Origin of the sequence: Pseudarcicella hirudinis (assembly GCF_900115665.1) — a bacterium.
In the GTDB taxonomy this organism is placed as follows: Bacteria; Bacteroidota; Bacteroidia; order Cytophagales; family Spirosomataceae; genus Pseudarcicella; species Pseudarcicella hirudinis.
Genome location: NZ_FOXH01000001.1, coordinates 265,266 through 283,122, shown reverse-complemented (window position 1 = coordinate 283,122; position 17,857 = coordinate 265,266). Strand labels below are relative to the sequence as shown.

Here is a 17,857-nt window from a genome sequence, read left to right as displayed (position 1 = left end):
TGGATATGAAATCAGGATTCCCTCTTCATTTGTTAATTCACGTATTTAGTACGTAATGCGGCAAGTTTTTCCGGAGTCAATTCCATTTCAGTTACCAGGAACTTATCCATTGAGCCATATTGTTTTTCAATGGCCTGAAATGTGTTTTCCAGATAGGCAGGATTTGCGCCTAAAAGAGCTTTTACAGATTTCTCATCCATTCCCTGCTGAGTAATCATTTGCTGCATGCGTTCTTTTCCGGCTTTCCAGAATACATTGGTCGCTTCGTAGTCGGCCATTACAACTTTTTTATCTACACCTAAGGCTGATAAAACCAGAGCAGCACCAATTCCGGTTCTGTCTTTTCCGGCGGAACAATGAAACATTAATGCCTGATCACCGTTCAAGAGTAATAACTGGTCAAACATTGGCTTATATTTAGCTTTCAAATGATCTGTTTTGCTATAAGTGGCAATCATAACAGAATCACGACTTGCTTTGCTGCTCATCATAGCACTCATCTGCGAGAGTTTGATGTTTTCGCTTCCGGCAGGAAGATTTATCCATTGTGTTCCCTGAGGTAAACGGTCCGGTGAGTTTTTAATTTCATCCGGTCCGCGTAAATCACATACTGTAGCGATATGACGATCAGACAAAACCTGTAAATCCTTATCTGTAAGCTTACTTACATCAGCAGAACGATAAATCTTTCCCCATTTCACAGTATGTCCGCCTTTGGTCGGGTATCCGCCTAAATCACGGAAATTAGAACCTCCCTCCAACACAACTTCACGTTTTGGATTAAATACCAATGTATCTTTCTGCTGGCAATATGCGAAAGCCGGAATTAGCATTCCTGCTATTAAAAATATTTTTTTCATGACTTATATCGTTTAATTATTAATTTTTAAAAGAGAATGCTTTCAGCATCTTTTGAAAAATATCATTGTTCTGATAAATTCCTGAAAATGCTTCAGCGCCCGGACCAAAAGCAAAAACCGGAATCATTACTCCTGTGTGACCTTTCGTCACATATTTTGCTTCTACTTTCCCTGTTTTCATATCTCCGCCGGTAATGGCAAGTCCTCCGGTTTCATGATCTGCAGTAATGATTACCAGGGTATTTCCATCTTTTTGAGCAAAATCAATAGCTTCTCCGATCACTTTATCAAAATCAAGCATTTCATTGATTACATACTCTGTATCGTTAGCATGTCCGCCCCAGTCGATCTGAGAACCTTCTATCATTACGAAGAATCCTTTTTTATTCTGTTTCAGGATATTAAGGGCAACTTTGGTTGATTTCAATAATTCTTCTCCGCGTCCTTCAGAGATCTTTGGCTGTTGTTCCTCCGCCAGAAATGCTGCCAGTTTACCTGTTGAAACTTTCTCAACTTCAGCAATAGAATTGGCAATCTGATATTTACGTGTTTTCAGGCTATCAATCAGATTTTTACCATCCTTTCTGTTTGCAAAATATTTTCTGCCTCCACCAATAAATACATCGATATCTGTTTTAAGAAAATCTGCTGCAATTTCTTCATCCATACTTCTTGAAGGCTGGTGAGCGATAAAAGAAGCTGGCGTCGCATGGGTAATAGAACATGTTGCCAAAAGACCTGTTGCCAGACCATGTTTTTCAGCGATTTCAAGAATTGTCGGCAGGCTTTTTTTAGCACTGTCAACTCCGATTGCCCCGTTATAGGTTTTTTTCCCAATAGCAAAAGCCGTAGCACCCGCTCCCGAATCCGTTACGTATTCATCTGAAGCCTGATTTTTATGAAATCCGATAAACTGACTGCGTTCAAGATTCAGTTTACCTTTGTTTGCGGTAAGTCCTGCATAAATCTGCCCCACTCCCATTCCATCACCTATTAGTAGAATGATATTTTTAGGATGCTTTACTTCCGGTTTATTTTGTCCGAAAATAACAGTCGGAATACACAAAATAATGAGGAAAAATCTAAGAAATGTGTTCATAAGTATACATATAGTAAAAGTGAAAATCCGGTAATCCGACAGAATATGCCAAAGCATTTCTAAAGGATTACCGGAAAAGAATCTGTTTATTTTAATGACCAAAGGTCTTTATACAAATCATCTGTACCACCAAACTGGCTTTGAATTGCTTTGGTGTAATTCTCTGTATTATAAGTTTGCTCATCAACCGGATACTGCCAGCGTCTTGGTAATTTTCCGACAGCATTTAAGCCTGAACCGGTCGTTACAAAAGTAGAAGGATAACCCGTTCTGCGTTGGTTATAAAATGCCTCCCATCCTGAGTTCTGGAAAAATGCAATGTATTTTTGTGTAAGAATCTGTTTTAAACCATCTGCATTATCACCCATATAGACAACCGCAGGGTTTTTCAGGAAATTGCTGATTGAAACCGTAACTGTTCCAAGTGTTTTTCCGGTAAGGTCACCGATAGTAAGGCTGGATCCTTCTGAAAGTCCATAAAAACTCAGGGAAGCATTAATTCCTGCATTGTAATAAGTTGAAGCATTTGCTCCGCTTATCCAACCTCTGTTAACTGCTTCGGCAATATTGAAACACATTTCAGGATAACCGACGATGATATAAGGCTCAGGTCCTGTCTGTGAACCATAATATCTGTTAAAATTGGTAAAAGAATACTTTCCGGCTGTTGAATTGGTGAACAGGTCACCTACTCCCATTGAATTATCAGAACCTACATAAGCTGTAAAATCATCTACTTTTTTGCCTTTAATCAATTCCGCAGGAGCAGGAGTTGCTACTACAAATGTTCTCGGATCCTGTGTGGCAGTAGTAAGATTCAGATATGTTGCTGAAACATTCTGATAGTTATTGTTACCATCTTTAGGCGTATGAGGATAAACGTTATACGCAGCGTTAAATGTAAATACCATGTTATCAGCATTATTGGCCATAATCGGATATTTACCGGGATTATTGATTACATCAGCAAACTTCTGTTTAATTCCCAAGTCTGAAGTATCATCAGCTCTTTTGCTCAGGCTCACCAAAACTCTCAGTTTATAAGTATTGATCAGTTTTTGCCATTTTTTAAGATCATTACCATAATAAATATCTCCGTCAATTGCACTGATTGTACTGTTTAGCGGAATCAATTGGCTAAGATCAGTATTAGCATCTTCCAGTAATTGCAGACATTGCTTGTAAACATCTTTCTGACTGTCATATTTCGGGGTAAGGTTATCTAATCCTAAACCGGCTTCCGACATCGGGATATCTCCAACTCTCTGAGTAAGCCAGATAAACACATAAGCTCTGAAGAATTTTGCCAGTGCTGAATAAGCATTTACCTTCTGATTTAAGGTTTTAACAGCCTGCTCATCCATTTTATTAACGTTTTTCAAAATACCGTAAGCAGTCGCAGAACTTGACCAGCCATAAATATTTTGTCCACCGTAATAAAGGTTATTTGATACGATAAACTGGTTCCAGCGATGAACCTGATCCCAGGGACCTTCAAAAACGTTACCAGGTCTTCCGTCAGTTACGCCTCCGCCCTGATAAATATCATAAACAACTCTTCCCAAAAGTAATGAAGGAGGTACTACCTTATTTTCACTGGCTACGTTTGGGTTTAACTCTAAATCATCATATTTCTGACAACTGCTCAATACCGCCAGCAGAGGCATAATCAGTAATAATTTTGTGATATATCTTTTCATGTTGAATGCTGATTTTCAAGTTTTATGACAAACAAACATTGAGGATTGCCAAGTAACTTTTGTTAAAAATGGATTAAAAGGTCAGGTTAATATTCATCCCGAAACGACGGGTAGTAGCAGACTGCAAGCCCGGATTTTTCAATGTACTTCTGTCTGATGAGTTATAACCTGACGGATACTGGTCAAGGTCAAAGTCTGTTCTTTCTGCGAAATACAATAGATTTCTACCTACAATAGAAACTGAGGCACTTTTAATGAATTTGTTATTATTGAGGAATCTTGAAGGAATAGTGTATCCGATAATGATTTCTCTTAATTTCAGGAACGACTTGCTGGTCAGATATGCTTCGTCAATTGTGTTATTATAAACCGACTGAGCATAAGTCTGTACCGTTACTGCTTTTCCGTTTGGTGCAAATTTCAACTCATTGTAATTACTGATATTTCCGGTTGCATCAAATTTCGGAGTACCATCTGTAATCACTACCCCCTGGCCTACATAAGCAGGTGTGGCGGCAACTGTTCCAAGTTTAGTACTCTGCCATTCTTTTAGTCTGGCTGCACCATAAGCTCCCTCCGTCAATTCAATCTGATTTCCGGCATTAAGAGCATACGCGTAAACGTTGTCATAAATTACTCCGCCAACTCTTCCGTCAAGCTGGAAGCTGAATGAAAGGTTCTTGTATGAAAATTTATTGTTCACACCAATTACAAAATCCGGATTGGTATAACCTAAAAGCTGTTTGTTATTTGTTCCGGTCGGAGCATTTAAAGGAACACCTGTTGAGGAGTTGATAATCTGGCCATCCGGACTGCGAAGGAATTTATATCCGTAATATCCATCCAGTCTGTCACCGATTTTGAAAACGTGATCAGGACCAGCCAGATAAATACTGGTTTCTCCGTGGTAAATATCCTTAAGCGTTTCTTTATAGGTTGACCAGTTTGCCAGCACATCCCAGTTAAATCCATTGGTATTTTTGATAACTGAACCGGAAAGTGAGATCTCCCAGCCATTTTTCTGAGAAGTTACCCCGTTTACAGTCTGGCTGTAATAACCTGTTGAAGAAGCGATATCCAATGGGAAAATCTGAGGACCATTGATTGAAGTGAAATAAGTAACATCCAATCCTAATCTGTTTTTCAGGAATTTCATATCCAAACCTGCTTCATAAGAAGTTACAGAATAACTTTGAAGACTTCTGTTCGCCAAAGTACCGGAATAATTCGCAGAAGGTGTGTTGTTATACAGGTTACTGATATTGTAAGTGTTTTGGTTTGTATAACTTGGTCCGTCATATGAAGTAGTTACTTCACTGCCATATCCGATTAAGCCTGAAAGATTTGAGCCCGTTACCGCTTTATAGGCCGTACCGATTGTTGAACTGGTTAAACCACCTTTTACATTCGCATAAGAAGCACGTAGTTTCATGAATGAAACGGCTTCCGGTAAATTAATATAATCTGAAACTACAGTACTAACTGAAACTGAAGGATAGAATATTGAGCGGTTTTCTTTCGGCAAAGTAGAAAGCTGGTCAATTCTTCCGGTTGTACCAAGTGTAAGGAAGTTTTTATAGCTGAAATCTGCGGTATAATAAGCACTGGCAACCTCCATATCCGAACGGAAATTGTAGGCTTTTACCGGGAATTTCGAGTTACTGAAATCATAAACACCCGGAACAATCAGGAAGTCTGTAGTTGATAAGTTTGAATTATAACGGAAAGTTCTGAGGTTTCCTCCGGCAATTGCTGAAATGTGGAAATTTTTAGTAATATCCTTATTGAAGTTTAACAGGACATCTGTGTTATTTTCAAAAAGATCTCTTCTGTCTTCACGGTAATCACCTTGTCTTAAATCCGGAGATTTATATGTAATCATTGAATAAGGAAGTTTCTCTGTTCTCAACTGATTCCAGGTTGTTACCTGAGTTCTGGCAGAAAAATTAAGGAAATCATTGATTTTATAGCTTAGTTTTGCATAACCATAAATATCTGTCTTCTGATGCTCTCTCAACCATTCATAAGCCATGAAATACGGGTTATTTTCACGACCATATTCTGCATAATATTGCTGCACACCAGGCTTTCCTGTCGGGCCTTTGTAATAATCACGCATGTCATTGATATCCCAGCTGCTTGAACCATATACCTGGAAAATATAGGTATAACCTTCAGGGCCGGAACTCGCATCCGGAATATTCGGAGAATTTTGCAAGTTAAGGTTAAGGTTTCCTTCCAGTTTCAAACGGTCTGTAAAATTATAACCTGAAGAGATGTTGAAATTGGTAATATTCAATTTAGTATTTGGCGCCATCCCTTTCTGATAATTATTCGAAATTGACATACGCAGGTCATATTTTTCGCCACTTGCCGCCAGAGAAACGTTATTGGTTGAAATAACGCCCATTTCCATGAAATTCTGGAAGTTATTTGCTCCTTTTGCCAGCCATGGTGTTCCCTGACGAATACCTGTTACCGGATCTACCGGGCTGTCATATTGCGGAACATTTTGTCCTTCAAAACGCGGACCCCAGATATTGGTACGACGGAATTTACCATCTTCGTCATATGGTTTATTACCATAAGCATACTGATAGTTAACACCATAACCATATTCACTTTGTCTTTTCGGAATAGCTAAAAAACCTGTTTCAACCATTGTACTTGAATTGAAATCTACAGAGAATTTTCTTTTATCTTTCGTTCCTTTTTTAGTAGTAACCAGAATTGCTCCGTTCTGACCTCTGAAACCATATAAAGCTGCAGCATTTGGGCCTTTCAAAACGGTGTACGTTTCAATATCATCCGCACTGATATTCCAGGTGTCAGAGTTTACCGGAACACCGTCAACTACAAACAAAATGTCAGAATTTCCTCTTAAAATAATCTGAGGACGACCTAATAATTCAGCAGACGGACCTACCGTTAAACCGGCAATTTTACCAGCTAATGAGTTAAGCGGGTTAGGTTCTCTGGCTTTTACCAATTCCGATCCTTTTACATCCTGAGTAGTATAACCAATCGTTCTGGTTTCTTTTTTAATCCCTAAGGCAGTAACTACCACCTCTTCCAACTGCTTATCATCCGGTGCCAGGATAACATCCAGTGAATTACGGTTTCCAACTTTTATTTCCTGGCTGGCAAAACCGATCGATTGAAATGTCAGTATGGTATTGTCGTTTGTAATGCTAAGAGAGTAATTCCCGTTTACATCACTGCTTGTACCTCTGGTAGTCCCCTTTACCAAAATATTGATACCCGGAAGCTGGGTGCCATCAGTACTTACTACTTTCCCTTTTAATGTTCTTACCTGTGCATACGTAGCGCTCATTATCCCGGACAGGATCATTATCAGCGCACTTAATGCAAAAAAACGAGTAAAAGTCTTTTTCATTTTTTTCTATTTATGAGTTCAACTAAAAATTGAGAGTCATTGTAGCCGGGAAATATTCCCGGCTGTACGGTAGTTAGTTTTCGGCACAAAAGTATTTAGATTATTATGTGGGGGTAATTACAGAATTGTAAAGGATTTGTTAGAAGAACCTGGATTATTGTACTCAAAAAAGAAGGGTTTTATGCAGATTTTTTAAAGGTTTAATCGGTAACATATAACTTTAAAAAGAACTATTTAAACTTTATCCTACAGATGGGATTTATCGTTTTATTATTCTGTAAACAGGAAATGAATCAGATAACAATTTGAACATATATGGTTAATAATTAGCATGTTATATCATTGTTATGTACTTGATGCATGATAATTCTGTCCAAACGCTCATCTTATCTGAAGCGTCCGGAGAGAGCATATTCCGGCTCCTGATCCAATTACAATTCTTATCATTTTTCATATGCTGTCATAATCCTGACCCGATGCTTCAGGCATTTCAATCAAGTCTGTAGTTTAATTTCAGAAAACCTTAGAAAAGGAAAGGCATAAAAAATCCTTAATCTTTTGAAGACTAAGGATTCTACACTGTTTTTCTATAAACCAATTTTTACTTTACTTTTTCCCACCAGTTATATGATTGGAGACTGTCATTCAGATAAACCCATTCTCCGATCATAGGGTGCAGTAAGGGCAGATTTCTTTTCTTACTTTCTCTGACAACTCTGATAATGGGTTCATCCCAGGCATGAAGTGCCAAGGCAAATTTAGACCAGTGTACCGGAAATAATCTTTTCGCTTTTAGATCAACAGCAGCCTGAACAACCTCTTCCGGCTGCATATGAATGTATTTCCAGTTTTTATCATATTGCCCGTTCTCCAGAAAGACAAGGTCAAAAGGGCCAAATTTTTCACCGATTTCTGCAAAATGCTTGTCGTAACCAGAGTCCCCTCCTATATAAATCTTATGATTGGGTGTTGAAAGCACGTAGGACATCCACAATGTTCCGTCCCGTTTCAATCCCCTCCCGGAAAAATGACGTGCCGGAGTAGTATTCAGCACAAAACCATCTGCAAGGATTACCTGTTCATTCCAGTCTTCCTCAATGATATCCGCCGGATTATACCCCCAATATTCCAGGTGTTCTCCCACACCCAGTCCGACAATTACCTTTTTCACCTTAGGCTTCAATGCGATAATCGTTTCATAATCCAGGTGGTCATAATGATCATGTGAGATAAACAGATAATCAATCTCCGGCAATTCTTCAACCTTATAAACATCGGATCCTTTGAAGCTTTTCGTCGTATATGGAATGGGGGAAGCAGAACCGCTTAATACAGGATCTACCAGAATGCGTTTGCCATCCAGCTGCATAAAATAAGAGGAATGCCCAAACCATACAAGTACATCATCCGAAGGATTTAATTTCATCAGATCTACCTTCTTTGAAGGCAAAACAGAATCCGGCTCTACCCTTTTGCTTTTCTGGAAAAAAAACTCCTTAAAAACAGTATAATAACTGACGCCTTCTGTTAATGAAGGTGTTTCGGTCCTGTTCTGAAAAGAACCGTCTTTATAATTCGGCGATTGTCTGATGCGTTCCAGGCGTTTACCACTCGGTGATTTGCCAAATTTAGGAAGCTGCATATACCCTCCTGCTATCACTGCTACTCCTGCAATAAAAACTGTTATGACCATAAATATTCTTTTAATTATTTTCTTCATTTTTCTTTAAGTAAAATATCAATACAGCATTTTCAACCAATGACTCTATGATTTTATGTATCGGTAATCTTTTCAAATTTTCAGTTATTCAAGAAACATAAACTGACTAATCGCTCTATTCTTTGGACAAATTTATAAACTTATCATTTTCCAGATCATCTCAAAAGAATCATCGATCAGCAGTTTTCGTTCAGAATCGGAAAGCTTTGAATTTGAAATATAATCATGTACCCCATAGAGGTGACTGGTCAGCAACGTATTGATCAGGTCTTCCGGAAGTGGCTTAAACGTTTTTGTCAGAATACCGTCTTTTATCATATTCAGGATCAATCTGCTCTGTTTTTGTATCTCCTCCGGAGCGAGAAGCAATAAATAGGGAGAATTCAAAAACTGCTTTGTGAACTTAAATTCAAGATTATTCTCCAGACTCCAATCCATGCCTGCAATGTAAAACTGCCGGAATTGATCTTTAATTGACTCATTTCCCGCTGTCCCGATCTGCCAGCAAGCTGTAAGTCTTGTTTTAATATCTACGTAAAGCGCTACAATTAAATCATCCTTTGTTTTATAATAATGGAACAAGGTGCCGGTAGCAACACCTGCCTCCTGAGCGATCTTGCCGGTTGCAGTTCCATGGAAACCATAGGCTACAAATAGTTTTAGCGCTGCTTTTAATATTTCCTGTTGCTTATTCATAAAATTGACTAGTCACTCTACAAATATACCGGAAAAATAATTCAACATCAAAATATTAATGAACAATTGTTACTCTCAGAGCTTTAAGTCCTGAAACGCCCTGCAAATCTTCGACCTCAAGTTTTTCAATATCACTTTCCAATAAATTCTCAGCCTGTAAGGTTTTTATGTACTGAATATATTCCAGCTTGTCCGCTTCATTTGAATAAACGATAACAATTTTTCCAGTTTGGGTAATCCGCTCATTTGTGTTTTTGATATTAGCCTTATCAATCCGCTTTTTAACTACCTCAAATCTGATGTTATAGCTGCCGTCCACATCGAAACGCTTTTCATCCATTTTAAAACGAATGTCAATCGAGGAATGATAAACCATAATAAGTGTGGCAACATCCAAAGGATATGCAAGGGTTGGTTTTAGCCGGTAATGAGCCCTTTCCATTTCACAAAGTACCCTGAGCTGCCATAAGCGTAATTCATAAAGCTTTTTTATACCAAATTCCAGGGCAGGTGAGATAGAATGACCAATGTACAGATTATGTTCTACACCATCTGTTTTAAATCGTTCATAATAATGTGGGAATACAGACTGAGCTTCTTTCTGTCCTGTATCAAGAATCCGGGAAAGCTTATCATTAATCATTGTAATACTGGTCTCATACTTTCTTCTATAATCATGAAAAATACCTGTATCCCGCTCCATTTCACTGAAATAGCTGGTAATATCAGGCAATAAGTCAGGATTATTGAGCTCTTTCAGTCGCGTATGTATCTTATTTTCAAGATAATTGCTAATGTATAATTCTGTTCCTTCTCTCAGTCCGACTGAAAGGCTGCCAGAAAAGTCGTTTATTTGCTGTCTTTCCTGTAAAAAAGCATTGTCTCCGGCAACATAAAAGTCATTCACTTTTTCCAGAAGAGACAAGAGCATTTCCAATTGTTTTTGAAGGTCTTTCTGAACACTCAGGTTTCTGGCTTCGGAAGAACCTCTTATGTCAATCTGACCATACAAGGGATAAACATCCGGAAATACAATTTCTTTCAGGGTGTACTCTCTTCCTAACTGTTGTTCATACACGAGCCTCTTTGCCTCATCACGGAATTTCCAGTAAACGCTCTCATGAATGGTTGTATATTTATCCTGAATAACAGCCTGTACCTGATTTTGCAATCCAAAAGACAAGCGTTCTATTGTATCTGCCAAAAAAGGCATCACAACCTCCAGCTTATTGGCATTGATGCTGTTCAGCTCTTTTGTTCTGAAAGCAACAACTTCCATCACACCGAATAAATGGTCGTCTTTTACAACCGGAGCCAGGATAAAACTTTTAATTTGCTGATCCAGCAGGTGTTTAGCCAGAGGACTCAGCGGGTTTTTCTTCAGAAATTCTGAAACATCAGATACGGCAAAAAAAACTTTCCTTTCAATTATACTCCGATAAGAATCTAAACACAATAGTTTTCGGGCATCTTCATGGTGGTTTTCGGGTAAAATATAACTCGGTAATTGCTGCCCGAAAGTATCCGGACTAAATTTATTTTCATCCTCGTTAAAAACAGTAAAACCAATATTGAGATCAGGAATACGATAAATAGAGCGGAAAATAGATTCAATTGCTTCCCGGAAGCCATTTGTACTAATGGCAAGAAGCTTTTCTTTCAAAATTGAAACCGCATTTTCCACCGTGGCATCAAACAGAGTCATAATAGCAAATCCTTTCACAATCCAGCTTTCTTCAGGAAACTTTTCCTTCCATAAGGCCACATCATCGTAATTATTGAGTAAGTGCTCTATATCTTCCGGTGTCAGAGGCACTGATTTTTCTGTAGGCAGTATTTCCAGAAAATCAGCATTGTATAAAATCCTGTAATGCTTGATAATCCCCTCAGCCGTGGGAATGTCATAAAACAGCGGTTTATTGAAATCCAGTCTGGTTCCGTAATATTCATTGAGGATAAGGCAGCAGCTTATTACATAGTACTGATGTTCATCAAAATCACGAATATTAATATCAAAATCCGGCCCGGCGGCATTCAATATATTCCGGAATCGTTCTGTATGATTGAAAAAGATATTAGTATAAGGAATATTTATTGCCTTAATTTCATTCAGCGTAAGTGTTGCAGGAAAATAATCAGCCAGTAAACGTTTAATTAATTCCTTATTTCCGGTTACCTGAGAAATATCCGTTATACCATTTCTGAGTTCCGGATAAAGGGCAACTTCTTCCAGCAAAGATTGCGCACGAAGCGAATCTCCATGAGCAGCATTTGCCGCCACTTTCTCAAGGTTTTCAATAATATGACAAAAACAAAGTTGTAACCGGAAAGGTGTGTCCGAAAAAGAAAGCAAATCCATATTGGTATTTTATCATTACTGGCATAAAAATAACAATATAAATTGGTGTCTGTATCTTTTCCTTTGGTTGTTTGCCTTTAAACAAACCATTATTTACCTTTCTCGTTTAAGAGTTTTCCTGTAATGCTGCCATTGTCTTCCCAAACACAAAAAGCCTGCCGCTCATTAAGCGATACTATTCTCGGATATCTGCCATTTCCTAAACTAATCGGCTCACTTTGCCCGGACTGAATAAGCCAGACCTGATTCTGATTTTGCCAGGTGATAAATGTATTCTGATTAGTAGTAGCGATTGAAGCATTTCTGCCAGAAGAAATCAGTGATTCAGGTTCTCCGGGATTTGACTTAAACAGCTGTCCTTCCCGACGCCATACCGTAGTTAGTATTCCTTTTTTATTCAGACTGATTGCTCCCCCATCCATAGGGCATGCATTTAATTTCCAGGTTCCGCTTCCCATTTTCTGAGCAGGCAAAAAGGTATTACCTCCATCTTTAGAGGCAGTAACGTACATATCTCTTGAGCCATTGATCCAATTTCTGTACATTGCAAAAACCTGATTTTTATCCATTATTACCGAAGGCTGGCAACACTCGCAAACAGTAGAATCAGGTGAACGGTAAATAAGCTTATTCTTTGCCCAGGTTTTCCCTCCATCCTTAGAAACAGCACCAAAAATTTTATTTTTGCGATCATTACGCAAGTCAAGCCAGATAACAAAAAAAGTATGCTGACCGTCACTTGCTAAGGCATTAAATCCTTCTTTGGCAATTTCAGGCACATCATTAATAGCAAAGCGTTTTCCCCATTCTCCCGTCTTACGGTTTAGTACGTAGGCATATAAATCACCTTTTTTATCAATGGCTGTGATTACGGTTGAAAGTTTTGAAGAGGCAATCTGAGGCCCGCGCGACATCCCCAGATGTAATCCCGGCAAACTATCCACAGGTATTGGTGAGGCAAATGATTGCCCTTTATCCTTTGAAAAAGTATAATAAATTACATTCCCCTTCCCAAATACTATTTCTATTGACTCATTTTCTCCTACACAAACGGATGGCTGCATGCCTTTTCCGGGAAAAATAACTTTTTGCCCATAAGTAATTGATGTGCTTAATGCCAGAAGGAGAAGAATTTTGTTAAACATAACGACGGTTTAATGTTAAAATAGTGAATCAGATTTGCAGGATTCTTATAATTTACGGCCATTTCTAAGATCATACACAAATGCTAGATACAAATAAGTAAGAAATGTTTAATCCTTTTTTGCATTATAAGGAATCAAAACCGGTATTACTGTTGTTGTGTGTCAGTGAAAGATGTCTGAATATTTTAATTGATTAAATTTCCCGAAAATAATCTGTTTTGTAAATCTGCATTCGAGGATAGAATATTATCAACGGACTATTTTATAGAATTTACCTGAATATAGATCGTTCTGAACCTGACTATTATCATTACACTGTTCCGTTTCTTACAATTTTAAGTACTTTTTACACCTTTTCTTTGCAAGGTTTAGTTTTGTCATCTGATTGACAATCATGAAGATCCGCTAAAATCTGATAAAAACCGTATAGCTTAATTTCTGCCAAAATGATATTCAAAGAAATCCGCCCAAGTCTGAAGTTACAGGCATATATCAAATGCTTCTATCTTTATGAGTCTCATTCAGACTTAAACTACGACGATATCGTATTTCCAAGCGGAACAATGGAGATCATTTTCAATCTGGGAGAAGGAAACTGGAAAACAGGAAAAGGTAATGTATTTCATACCACACCTGCCATAGAACTATGGGGACAAATCACTAAGCCTATGAATATAAAGTCGTCAGGCAAAAACACCATGCTTGGCATTAGGTTTTATCCTCATTCAGCTGCCTATTTTTTTAATGAAAATGTCTCGGAATTTAACAATGAAGTAATTGATGCAGCAGACTTATTAGGCACATCTTTACGCAGTTTACAGGCAAGATTATTGGAAACAAAAGATCTTACTTCCAGAATATCACTTGTTGAAGCGTACTTTTTAAACAGATTGATTCTTTCCGAAAAGAAACATGCTAAAATCAAGTTTATCGGAGAAATTGTCAATAGTCTGCAAAACAACTTTGAGAGTGAAAACATCCATTCCATTTCCGTCAGGAATAACATCTCTGCACGTTATCTCAACATCCTGTTTTCACAATACACCGGATTACCGCCCAAACTTTTTCACAAAATCAATCGCTTCCAATACAGCCTGAATCTTGTAAATAACAATACTCAAAAGCTAACCAGCATAGCTTACGATTCCGGGTATTTCGACCAGTCGCACTTCATCAAAGAGTTTAAAATGTTTACCGGTACAACCCCTACCTCATTTTCTTTACAAGCCTCTCCCATCAATCAGATTCTGACAAATATTTAAGCACTTCCGATTTGTACAATTTCCGGAAATTCATCTGTTATAGCTTTGTAACTGACAAGCATTCAAATACAAAACTTTAACAAACACAAAAATGAATTTACCTAAAAAAGCAGAGGATGTTCATGCAGTTCTTGCAGACGCCTTTAACACGGGAGATGTCAAGGCAGTAATGAACCTATACGACGTTACAGGCATTATTGTTCCTGAACCTGGTAAACCGGTTTCCGGGAAAACACAGTTTGAAGAAGCCATTACCGGCATTCTATCGATCAAAGGCAGAATGGAAATTAAGACCGTTTATTGTTTTCAAACCGGAAATATTGCTCTGGGAAGGTCTGAATGGAGTATTACAGACAAGGGTGAAACAAAAATCAGTGCCAAAGGGATCGAAGTAATGAAACAACAGGTTGACGGAACCTGGAAAATTATTGTCGATCACGCTTTCGGTGCAGAAAATAACCTTGTCGCCTGAGCCATGTTTATCCTCCTGAAACAGCCTGACTTTTCAGGCTGTTTTATATTCAAAGCTTCTCTTTATTCTAAGAAAACTGAGGTTAAAATCGCCATTTTCAAATTCGGCAAAATGGAAAAACATTAAAAAAAGAAGCACTTCCGATTTGTACAATTTCATGATTTGCTTACTTCATAAATTTACCCCGGAATACTCGTTAATGTAATAAACACAACACTAATCATGAACAAATTATTCTTTTTCATTCTCGTGGCAGCGGCTTCCGCTTTACTGTCTTCCTGTACTGACCATTCCCCTCGTTCAGAAGAAGCAAAACAAGCCATCGCAGAAAGTAATGCGATTTATTTCCAGGCTTTTGTAAAAAATGATTCCTCCATATTTATTAACCGCCATGCAGAAGATGCCTGTATCATGGCTCCAAATGCTCCGCTTATGTGTGGCAGGACTGAAGCGGCAAAGTTCTTCAGAGCTGCCTATGATAATTATGGCATGAGAAACGGAAAATTTATCACCACAAATGTATATGGTAACGGAGCAGAATTTGTCACAGAAGAAGGAATCTGGCAATCCCTTGACGCAAATGGTACGCTGTTTGACGAGGGTAAATTTTTAGTTCTATGGAAAAAAACAAAAGATGGCTGGAAAATGTACCGGGATTCATTCAGCAGTAACAGGAATTTAAAACAGTCAACAAAACGATGAAAAACAGATTTGAAGATTTTCTGGCACTCCATAAAAATACTAAACCTCTGTTTTTAGGCAATGTATGGAATGTACAAAGTGCCAAAGCATTTGAACAGCAAAAATTTAAGGCAATTGCTACATCCAGTGCCGCAGTAGCAGAAAGTTTAGGCTACGCAGATGGTCAGGAAATGAGCATTGATGAATACATGTTTATCATTAAGCGCATTTCAGCCAGCAGCTCAATCCCTTTTTCTGTGGATCTTGAAGCCGGTTATGGAAATACTGTAACTGAAATCTGTAATAATATTGCCGAATTATACAACATAGGCGTATCTGGCATTAATATCGAAGATTCAATCATTGCCGACGGGAAAAGAAGCATGGAAAATGTTGAACATTTTACCAAAAAACTTCAACAAATCTGCCGGCAATTAAATGCAGAACGGATCAAAATGTTTATAAATGTGCGTTCCGATTCATTCCTGCTTAACCTTCCAAATGCTTTGGACGAAGCTTTATCCAGAATCCGTGCATATCAGGAAACAGGTGTACACGGGTTATTCCTGCCTTGTATCACAAAAATTCAGGATATTGAAAAAGTGGTAAAAAGTTCAAAACTTCCTGTAAATGTCATGTGCATGCCAGGTCTGCCGGATTTTGAACAATTACAAAATGCCGGTGTAAAAAGAATAAGCATCGGACCTTTCTTATACAAAAAAACTTACGGACAACTTGAGGAATCAATTGGCAAAATAACAGATGAAAATCGTTTTGACAGCCTTTTCTAACTCAGTCTGAATGGCATCAAACCGCAGCCAGAAGAAACAGCATCATTTTCGGAAGAAATTTCAAAGATGATGCTGTTTCTTGCTTTATGTCAAGCCACTCAAAATTAGATAACTATACGAAAGATCAGAACATTGATTTTCACGATAAAGTTGATTATCATTATCGGGAAATACCTGTTTTGCATTTAATTCATATGAAAATCCATTTAAAATCATGAAAAAAGGCATACTCTTTTTAGCATTATTTCTTCTTCTATTCAAATATTCATCGTATGCCCAGCAAGTAACAGACTCCACGAAAATCGGGCTAACTTTCAAAACTGCTCCGTGGTATGTACGGGCCATGCCGATTTCACTTTATACAGGTATAACCGGGAAATATGCAGACAGAATACCTCAGTATATTGAGGTTGGAAAATCATTCCGGGTGATAGACCTTGGTTTAGCCCTCGGGCGGTCATCCTTGCGTCCGGACAGTACATTATTCACAGAAGTCAAAGTAACGATGGACGTCTGTAATTACGGTATTTTTGCTAATGAAATGACAATCGGAGGAGGCAAACTTTTTGACCATAACGGGAGCATCATGCTGGAACTTTCTTATACCATTTTTGCTCAGTTAGGCCCTAAGTGGGGTTTGGGACTGGTGTCAGGCTACTATGATTATACTTCCGAAACGGTAGATAATTCAAGGGTATTTTACGGTCTGTTTTTCCGGTACGGCATTCAGCGAACAGACTCAGGAGGACTTTTTGGTCTGGGAAGGGGCCGTGGCAGATCGGGCAGAGGGCATGGCCACGGAAGGTAAAATAAATCCCCTGATTTCCCTTGGTGGTGTTTAAGCCCGGCATCACCAGCAATCAAAAGAAATTTTATTTAATGTTTTCTCTCCTAAAAGTGAGATACCCTTTCCTCCTGTAAGATTAAGAATTGAACTTAAAATCAATTCTTATGAAAAAGGTATTTCAATGCTTCATTTCGACTATTTTAACTCTGGGGTTATTATTTGGCCCTGGTTTTTTCTACAATCCGGCAATCATCAGAGACCCTCAGATCTGGGTCGTCGTTCTGGCAAGCGTAATTATGTTTTCAACCCAGCCTGAAATCAGCAAATCTGATATTTTCAATAGCAGTGACCAATACTCAATGCTGGGAATTATGCTGATGGGCATTGTTGTTACAAATATTACCGTAATAGAATTCGGAGTGTTCAAAAAGGTCAATAATTCCCTGAGTTTCATAAATATCATCGGATTATTAATGATTTCCGGAGGGCTGATTTTTAGAATTCATGCCATCAATGTGCTTGGAAAATACTTTAGTAATGCCGCTGAAATCAAAGATAAACATCAGTTATTTGAAGGAAATATTTATTCTGTCATACGCCATCCCAGTTATACAGGAGCTATTTCCAGCATTATCGGAACGATATTATGGCTAAATTCCCGGCAGACCTTACCTATTTCAATGTGTCTGGTATTTCTTGCGTATTTTCACCGGATTACTCAGGAAGAGAAAATTCTGTCCTTGCATTTCGGAGAAAAGTACCGGGAATACTGCAAACGAACCGGGGCATTATTACCAAAATTGCGCAGCCTGGTTTTCCTGAGCATGAAACTTCCTGAAAAAAAGTAGTGCAAATGTGATACACGGGTTCTTACCATACGATTAAAGG

At 38.3% G+C, this 17,857-nt stretch carries 14 protein-coding genes; 6 read left to right on the top strand and 8 right to left on the bottom strand.

Features of this window, described 5'->3' with window-relative positions; translation table 11 throughout:
* Window positions 1-32: 32 nt before the first annotated feature.
* The 8 genes from BM179_RS00980 to BM179_RS00945 all read right to left on the bottom strand — a co-directional run bounded on the left by BM179_RS00980 (window position 33) and on the right by BM179_RS00945 (window position 12,976).
* A complete protein-coding gene (locus tag BM179_RS00980; RefSeq protein WP_092010782.1) occupies window positions 33-860 on the bottom strand; it encodes a tyrosine-protein phosphatase in 828 nt (275 codons plus the stop codon).
* A 19-nt stretch (window positions 861-879) separates the two neighbouring features.
* Window positions 880-1,959: an alkaline phosphatase gene (locus BM179_RS00975; RefSeq protein WP_092010779.1), complete on the bottom strand. Its 1,080-nt coding sequence runs from the start codon at window positions 1,957-1,959 to the stop codon at window positions 880-882.
* Between the two features lie 86 nt (window positions 1,960-2,045).
* The gene (locus BM179_RS00970) at window positions 2,046-3,659 is read right to left on the bottom strand and encodes a SusD/RagB family nutrient-binding outer membrane lipoprotein (protein ID WP_092010776.1); all 1,614 of its coding nucleotides are present in this window, start codon (window positions 3,657-3,659) and stop codon (window positions 2,046-2,048) included.
* A gap of 73 nt (window positions 3,660-3,732) precedes the next feature.
* Window positions 3,733-7,056, bottom strand: coding sequence for a SusC/RagA family TonB-linked outer membrane protein (locus tag BM179_RS00965; protein WP_092010773.1), 3,324 nt, complete (start codon window positions 7,054-7,056; stop codon window positions 3,733-3,735).
* Between the two features lie 601 nt (window positions 7,057-7,657).
* Window positions 7,658-8,776 carry an MBL fold metallo-hydrolase gene (locus tag BM179_RS00960; protein WP_229632870.1) on the bottom strand — a complete coding sequence of 373 codons (1,119 nt, stop codon included), beginning with the start codon at window positions 8,774-8,776 and terminating at the stop codon, window positions 7,658-7,660.
* A gap of 132 nt (window positions 8,777-8,908) precedes the next feature.
* Window positions 8,909-9,472 carry a TetR/AcrR family transcriptional regulator gene (locus BM179_RS00955; RefSeq protein ID WP_092010770.1) on the bottom strand — a complete coding sequence of 188 codons (564 nt, stop codon included), beginning with the start codon at window positions 9,470-9,472 and terminating at the stop codon, window positions 8,909-8,911.
* A 55-nt stretch (window positions 9,473-9,527) separates the two neighbouring features.
* A complete protein-coding gene (locus BM179_RS00950; protein WP_092010767.1) occupies window positions 9,528-11,831 on the bottom strand; it encodes a GAF domain-containing protein in 2,304 nt (767 codons plus the stop codon).
* A gap of 89 nt (window positions 11,832-11,920) precedes the next feature.
* Complete coding sequence (locus BM179_RS00945; protein ID WP_092010765.1) at window positions 11,921-12,976, bottom strand: sialidase family protein; 1,056 nt, start codon at window positions 12,974-12,976, stop codon at window positions 11,921-11,923.
* Between the two features lie 446 nt (window positions 12,977-13,422).
* Between BM179_RS00945 and BM179_RS00940 the strand changes: the two genes are divergently transcribed.
* The 6 genes from BM179_RS00940 (at window position 13,423) to BM179_RS00910 (ending at window position 17,817) form a co-directional block, all read left to right on the top strand.
* Complete coding sequence (locus BM179_RS00940; protein ID WP_092010762.1) at window positions 13,423-14,238, top strand: helix-turn-helix domain-containing protein; 816 nt, start codon at window positions 13,423-13,425, stop codon at window positions 14,236-14,238.
* 91 nt (window positions 14,239-14,329) lie between these two features.
* A complete protein-coding gene (locus tag BM179_RS00935; RefSeq protein ID WP_092010759.1) occupies window positions 14,330-14,710 on the top strand; it encodes a YybH family protein in 381 nt (126 codons plus the stop codon).
* 222 nt (window positions 14,711-14,932) lie between these two features.
* Window positions 14,933-15,412, top strand: a complete 480-nt coding sequence (locus tag BM179_RS00930) for a YybH family protein (RefSeq protein ID WP_092010756.1) — start codon at window positions 14,933-14,935, stop codon at window positions 15,410-15,412.
* The gene (locus BM179_RS00925) at window positions 15,409-16,182 is read left to right on the top strand and encodes an isocitrate lyase/PEP mutase family protein (RefSeq protein ID WP_092010753.1); all 774 of its coding nucleotides are present in this window, start codon (window positions 15,409-15,411) and stop codon (window positions 16,180-16,182) included. The genes BM179_RS00930 and BM179_RS00925 overlap by 4 nt, the downstream gene beginning before the upstream one ends.
* Window positions 16,183-16,396: 214 nt before the next feature.
* Window positions 16,397-16,990: a hypothetical protein gene (locus tag BM179_RS00915; RefSeq protein ID WP_143095112.1), complete on the top strand. Its 594-nt coding sequence runs from the start codon at window positions 16,397-16,399 to the stop codon at window positions 16,988-16,990.
* A gap of 143 nt (window positions 16,991-17,133) precedes the next feature.
* Complete coding sequence (locus BM179_RS00910) at window positions 17,134-17,817, top strand: methyltransferase family protein (RefSeq protein ID WP_092010745.1); 684 nt, start codon at window positions 17,134-17,136, stop codon at window positions 17,815-17,817.
* The last annotated feature ends 40 nt before the right edge of the window (window positions 17,818-17,857 follow it).

What these genes read in the sequence shown, in the direction of transcription:
- BM179_RS00950 (WP_092010767.1), bottom strand. Translation starts at nt 11,831, where the DNA reads ATGGATTTGCTTTCTTTTTCGGACACACCTTTCCGGTTACAACTTTGT.
- BM179_RS00940 (WP_092010762.1), top strand. Translation starts at nt 13,423, where the DNA reads ATGATATTCAAAGAAATCCGCCCAAGTCTGAAGTTACAGGCATATATC.
- BM179_RS00930 (WP_092010756.1), top strand. Translation starts at nt 14,933, where the DNA reads ATGAACAAATTATTCTTTTTCATTCTCGTGGCAGCGGCTTCCGCTTTA.
- BM179_RS00945 (WP_092010765.1), bottom strand. Translation starts at nt 12,976, where the DNA reads ATGTTTAACAAAATTCTTCTCCTTCTGGCATTAAGCACATCAATTACT.
- BM179_RS00955 (WP_092010770.1), bottom strand. Translation starts at nt 9,472, where the DNA reads ATGAATAAGCAACAGGAAATATTAAAAGCAGCGCTAAAACTATTTGTA.
- BM179_RS00965 (WP_092010773.1), bottom strand. Translation starts at nt 7,056, where the DNA reads ATGAAAAAGACTTTTACTCGTTTTTTTGCATTAAGTGCGCTGATAATG.
- BM179_RS00975 (WP_092010779.1), bottom strand. Translation starts at nt 1,959, where the DNA reads ATGAACACATTTCTTAGATTTTTCCTCATTATTTTGTGTATTCCGACT.
- BM179_RS00935 (WP_092010759.1), top strand. Translation starts at nt 14,330, where the DNA reads ATGAATTTACCTAAAAAAGCAGAGGATGTTCATGCAGTTCTTGCAGAC.
- BM179_RS00910 (WP_092010745.1), top strand. Translation starts at nt 17,134, where the DNA reads ATGAAAAAGGTATTTCAATGCTTCATTTCGACTATTTTAACTCTGGGG.
- BM179_RS00915 (WP_143095112.1), top strand. Translation starts at nt 16,397, where the DNA reads ATGAAAAAAGGCATACTCTTTTTAGCATTATTTCTTCTTCTATTCAAA.
- BM179_RS00925 (WP_092010753.1), top strand. Translation starts at nt 15,409, where the DNA reads ATGAAAAACAGATTTGAAGATTTTCTGGCACTCCATAAAAATACTAAA.
- BM179_RS00980 (WP_092010782.1), bottom strand. Translation starts at nt 860, where the DNA reads ATGAAAAAAATATTTTTAATAGCAGGAATGCTAATTCCGGCTTTCGCA.
- BM179_RS00960 (WP_229632870.1), bottom strand. Translation starts at nt 8,776, where the DNA reads ATGAAGAAAATAATTAAAAGAATATTTATGGTCATAACAGTTTTTATT.
- BM179_RS00970 (WP_092010776.1), bottom strand. Translation starts at nt 3,659, where the DNA reads ATGAAAAGATATATCACAAAATTATTACTGATTATGCCTCTGCTGGCG.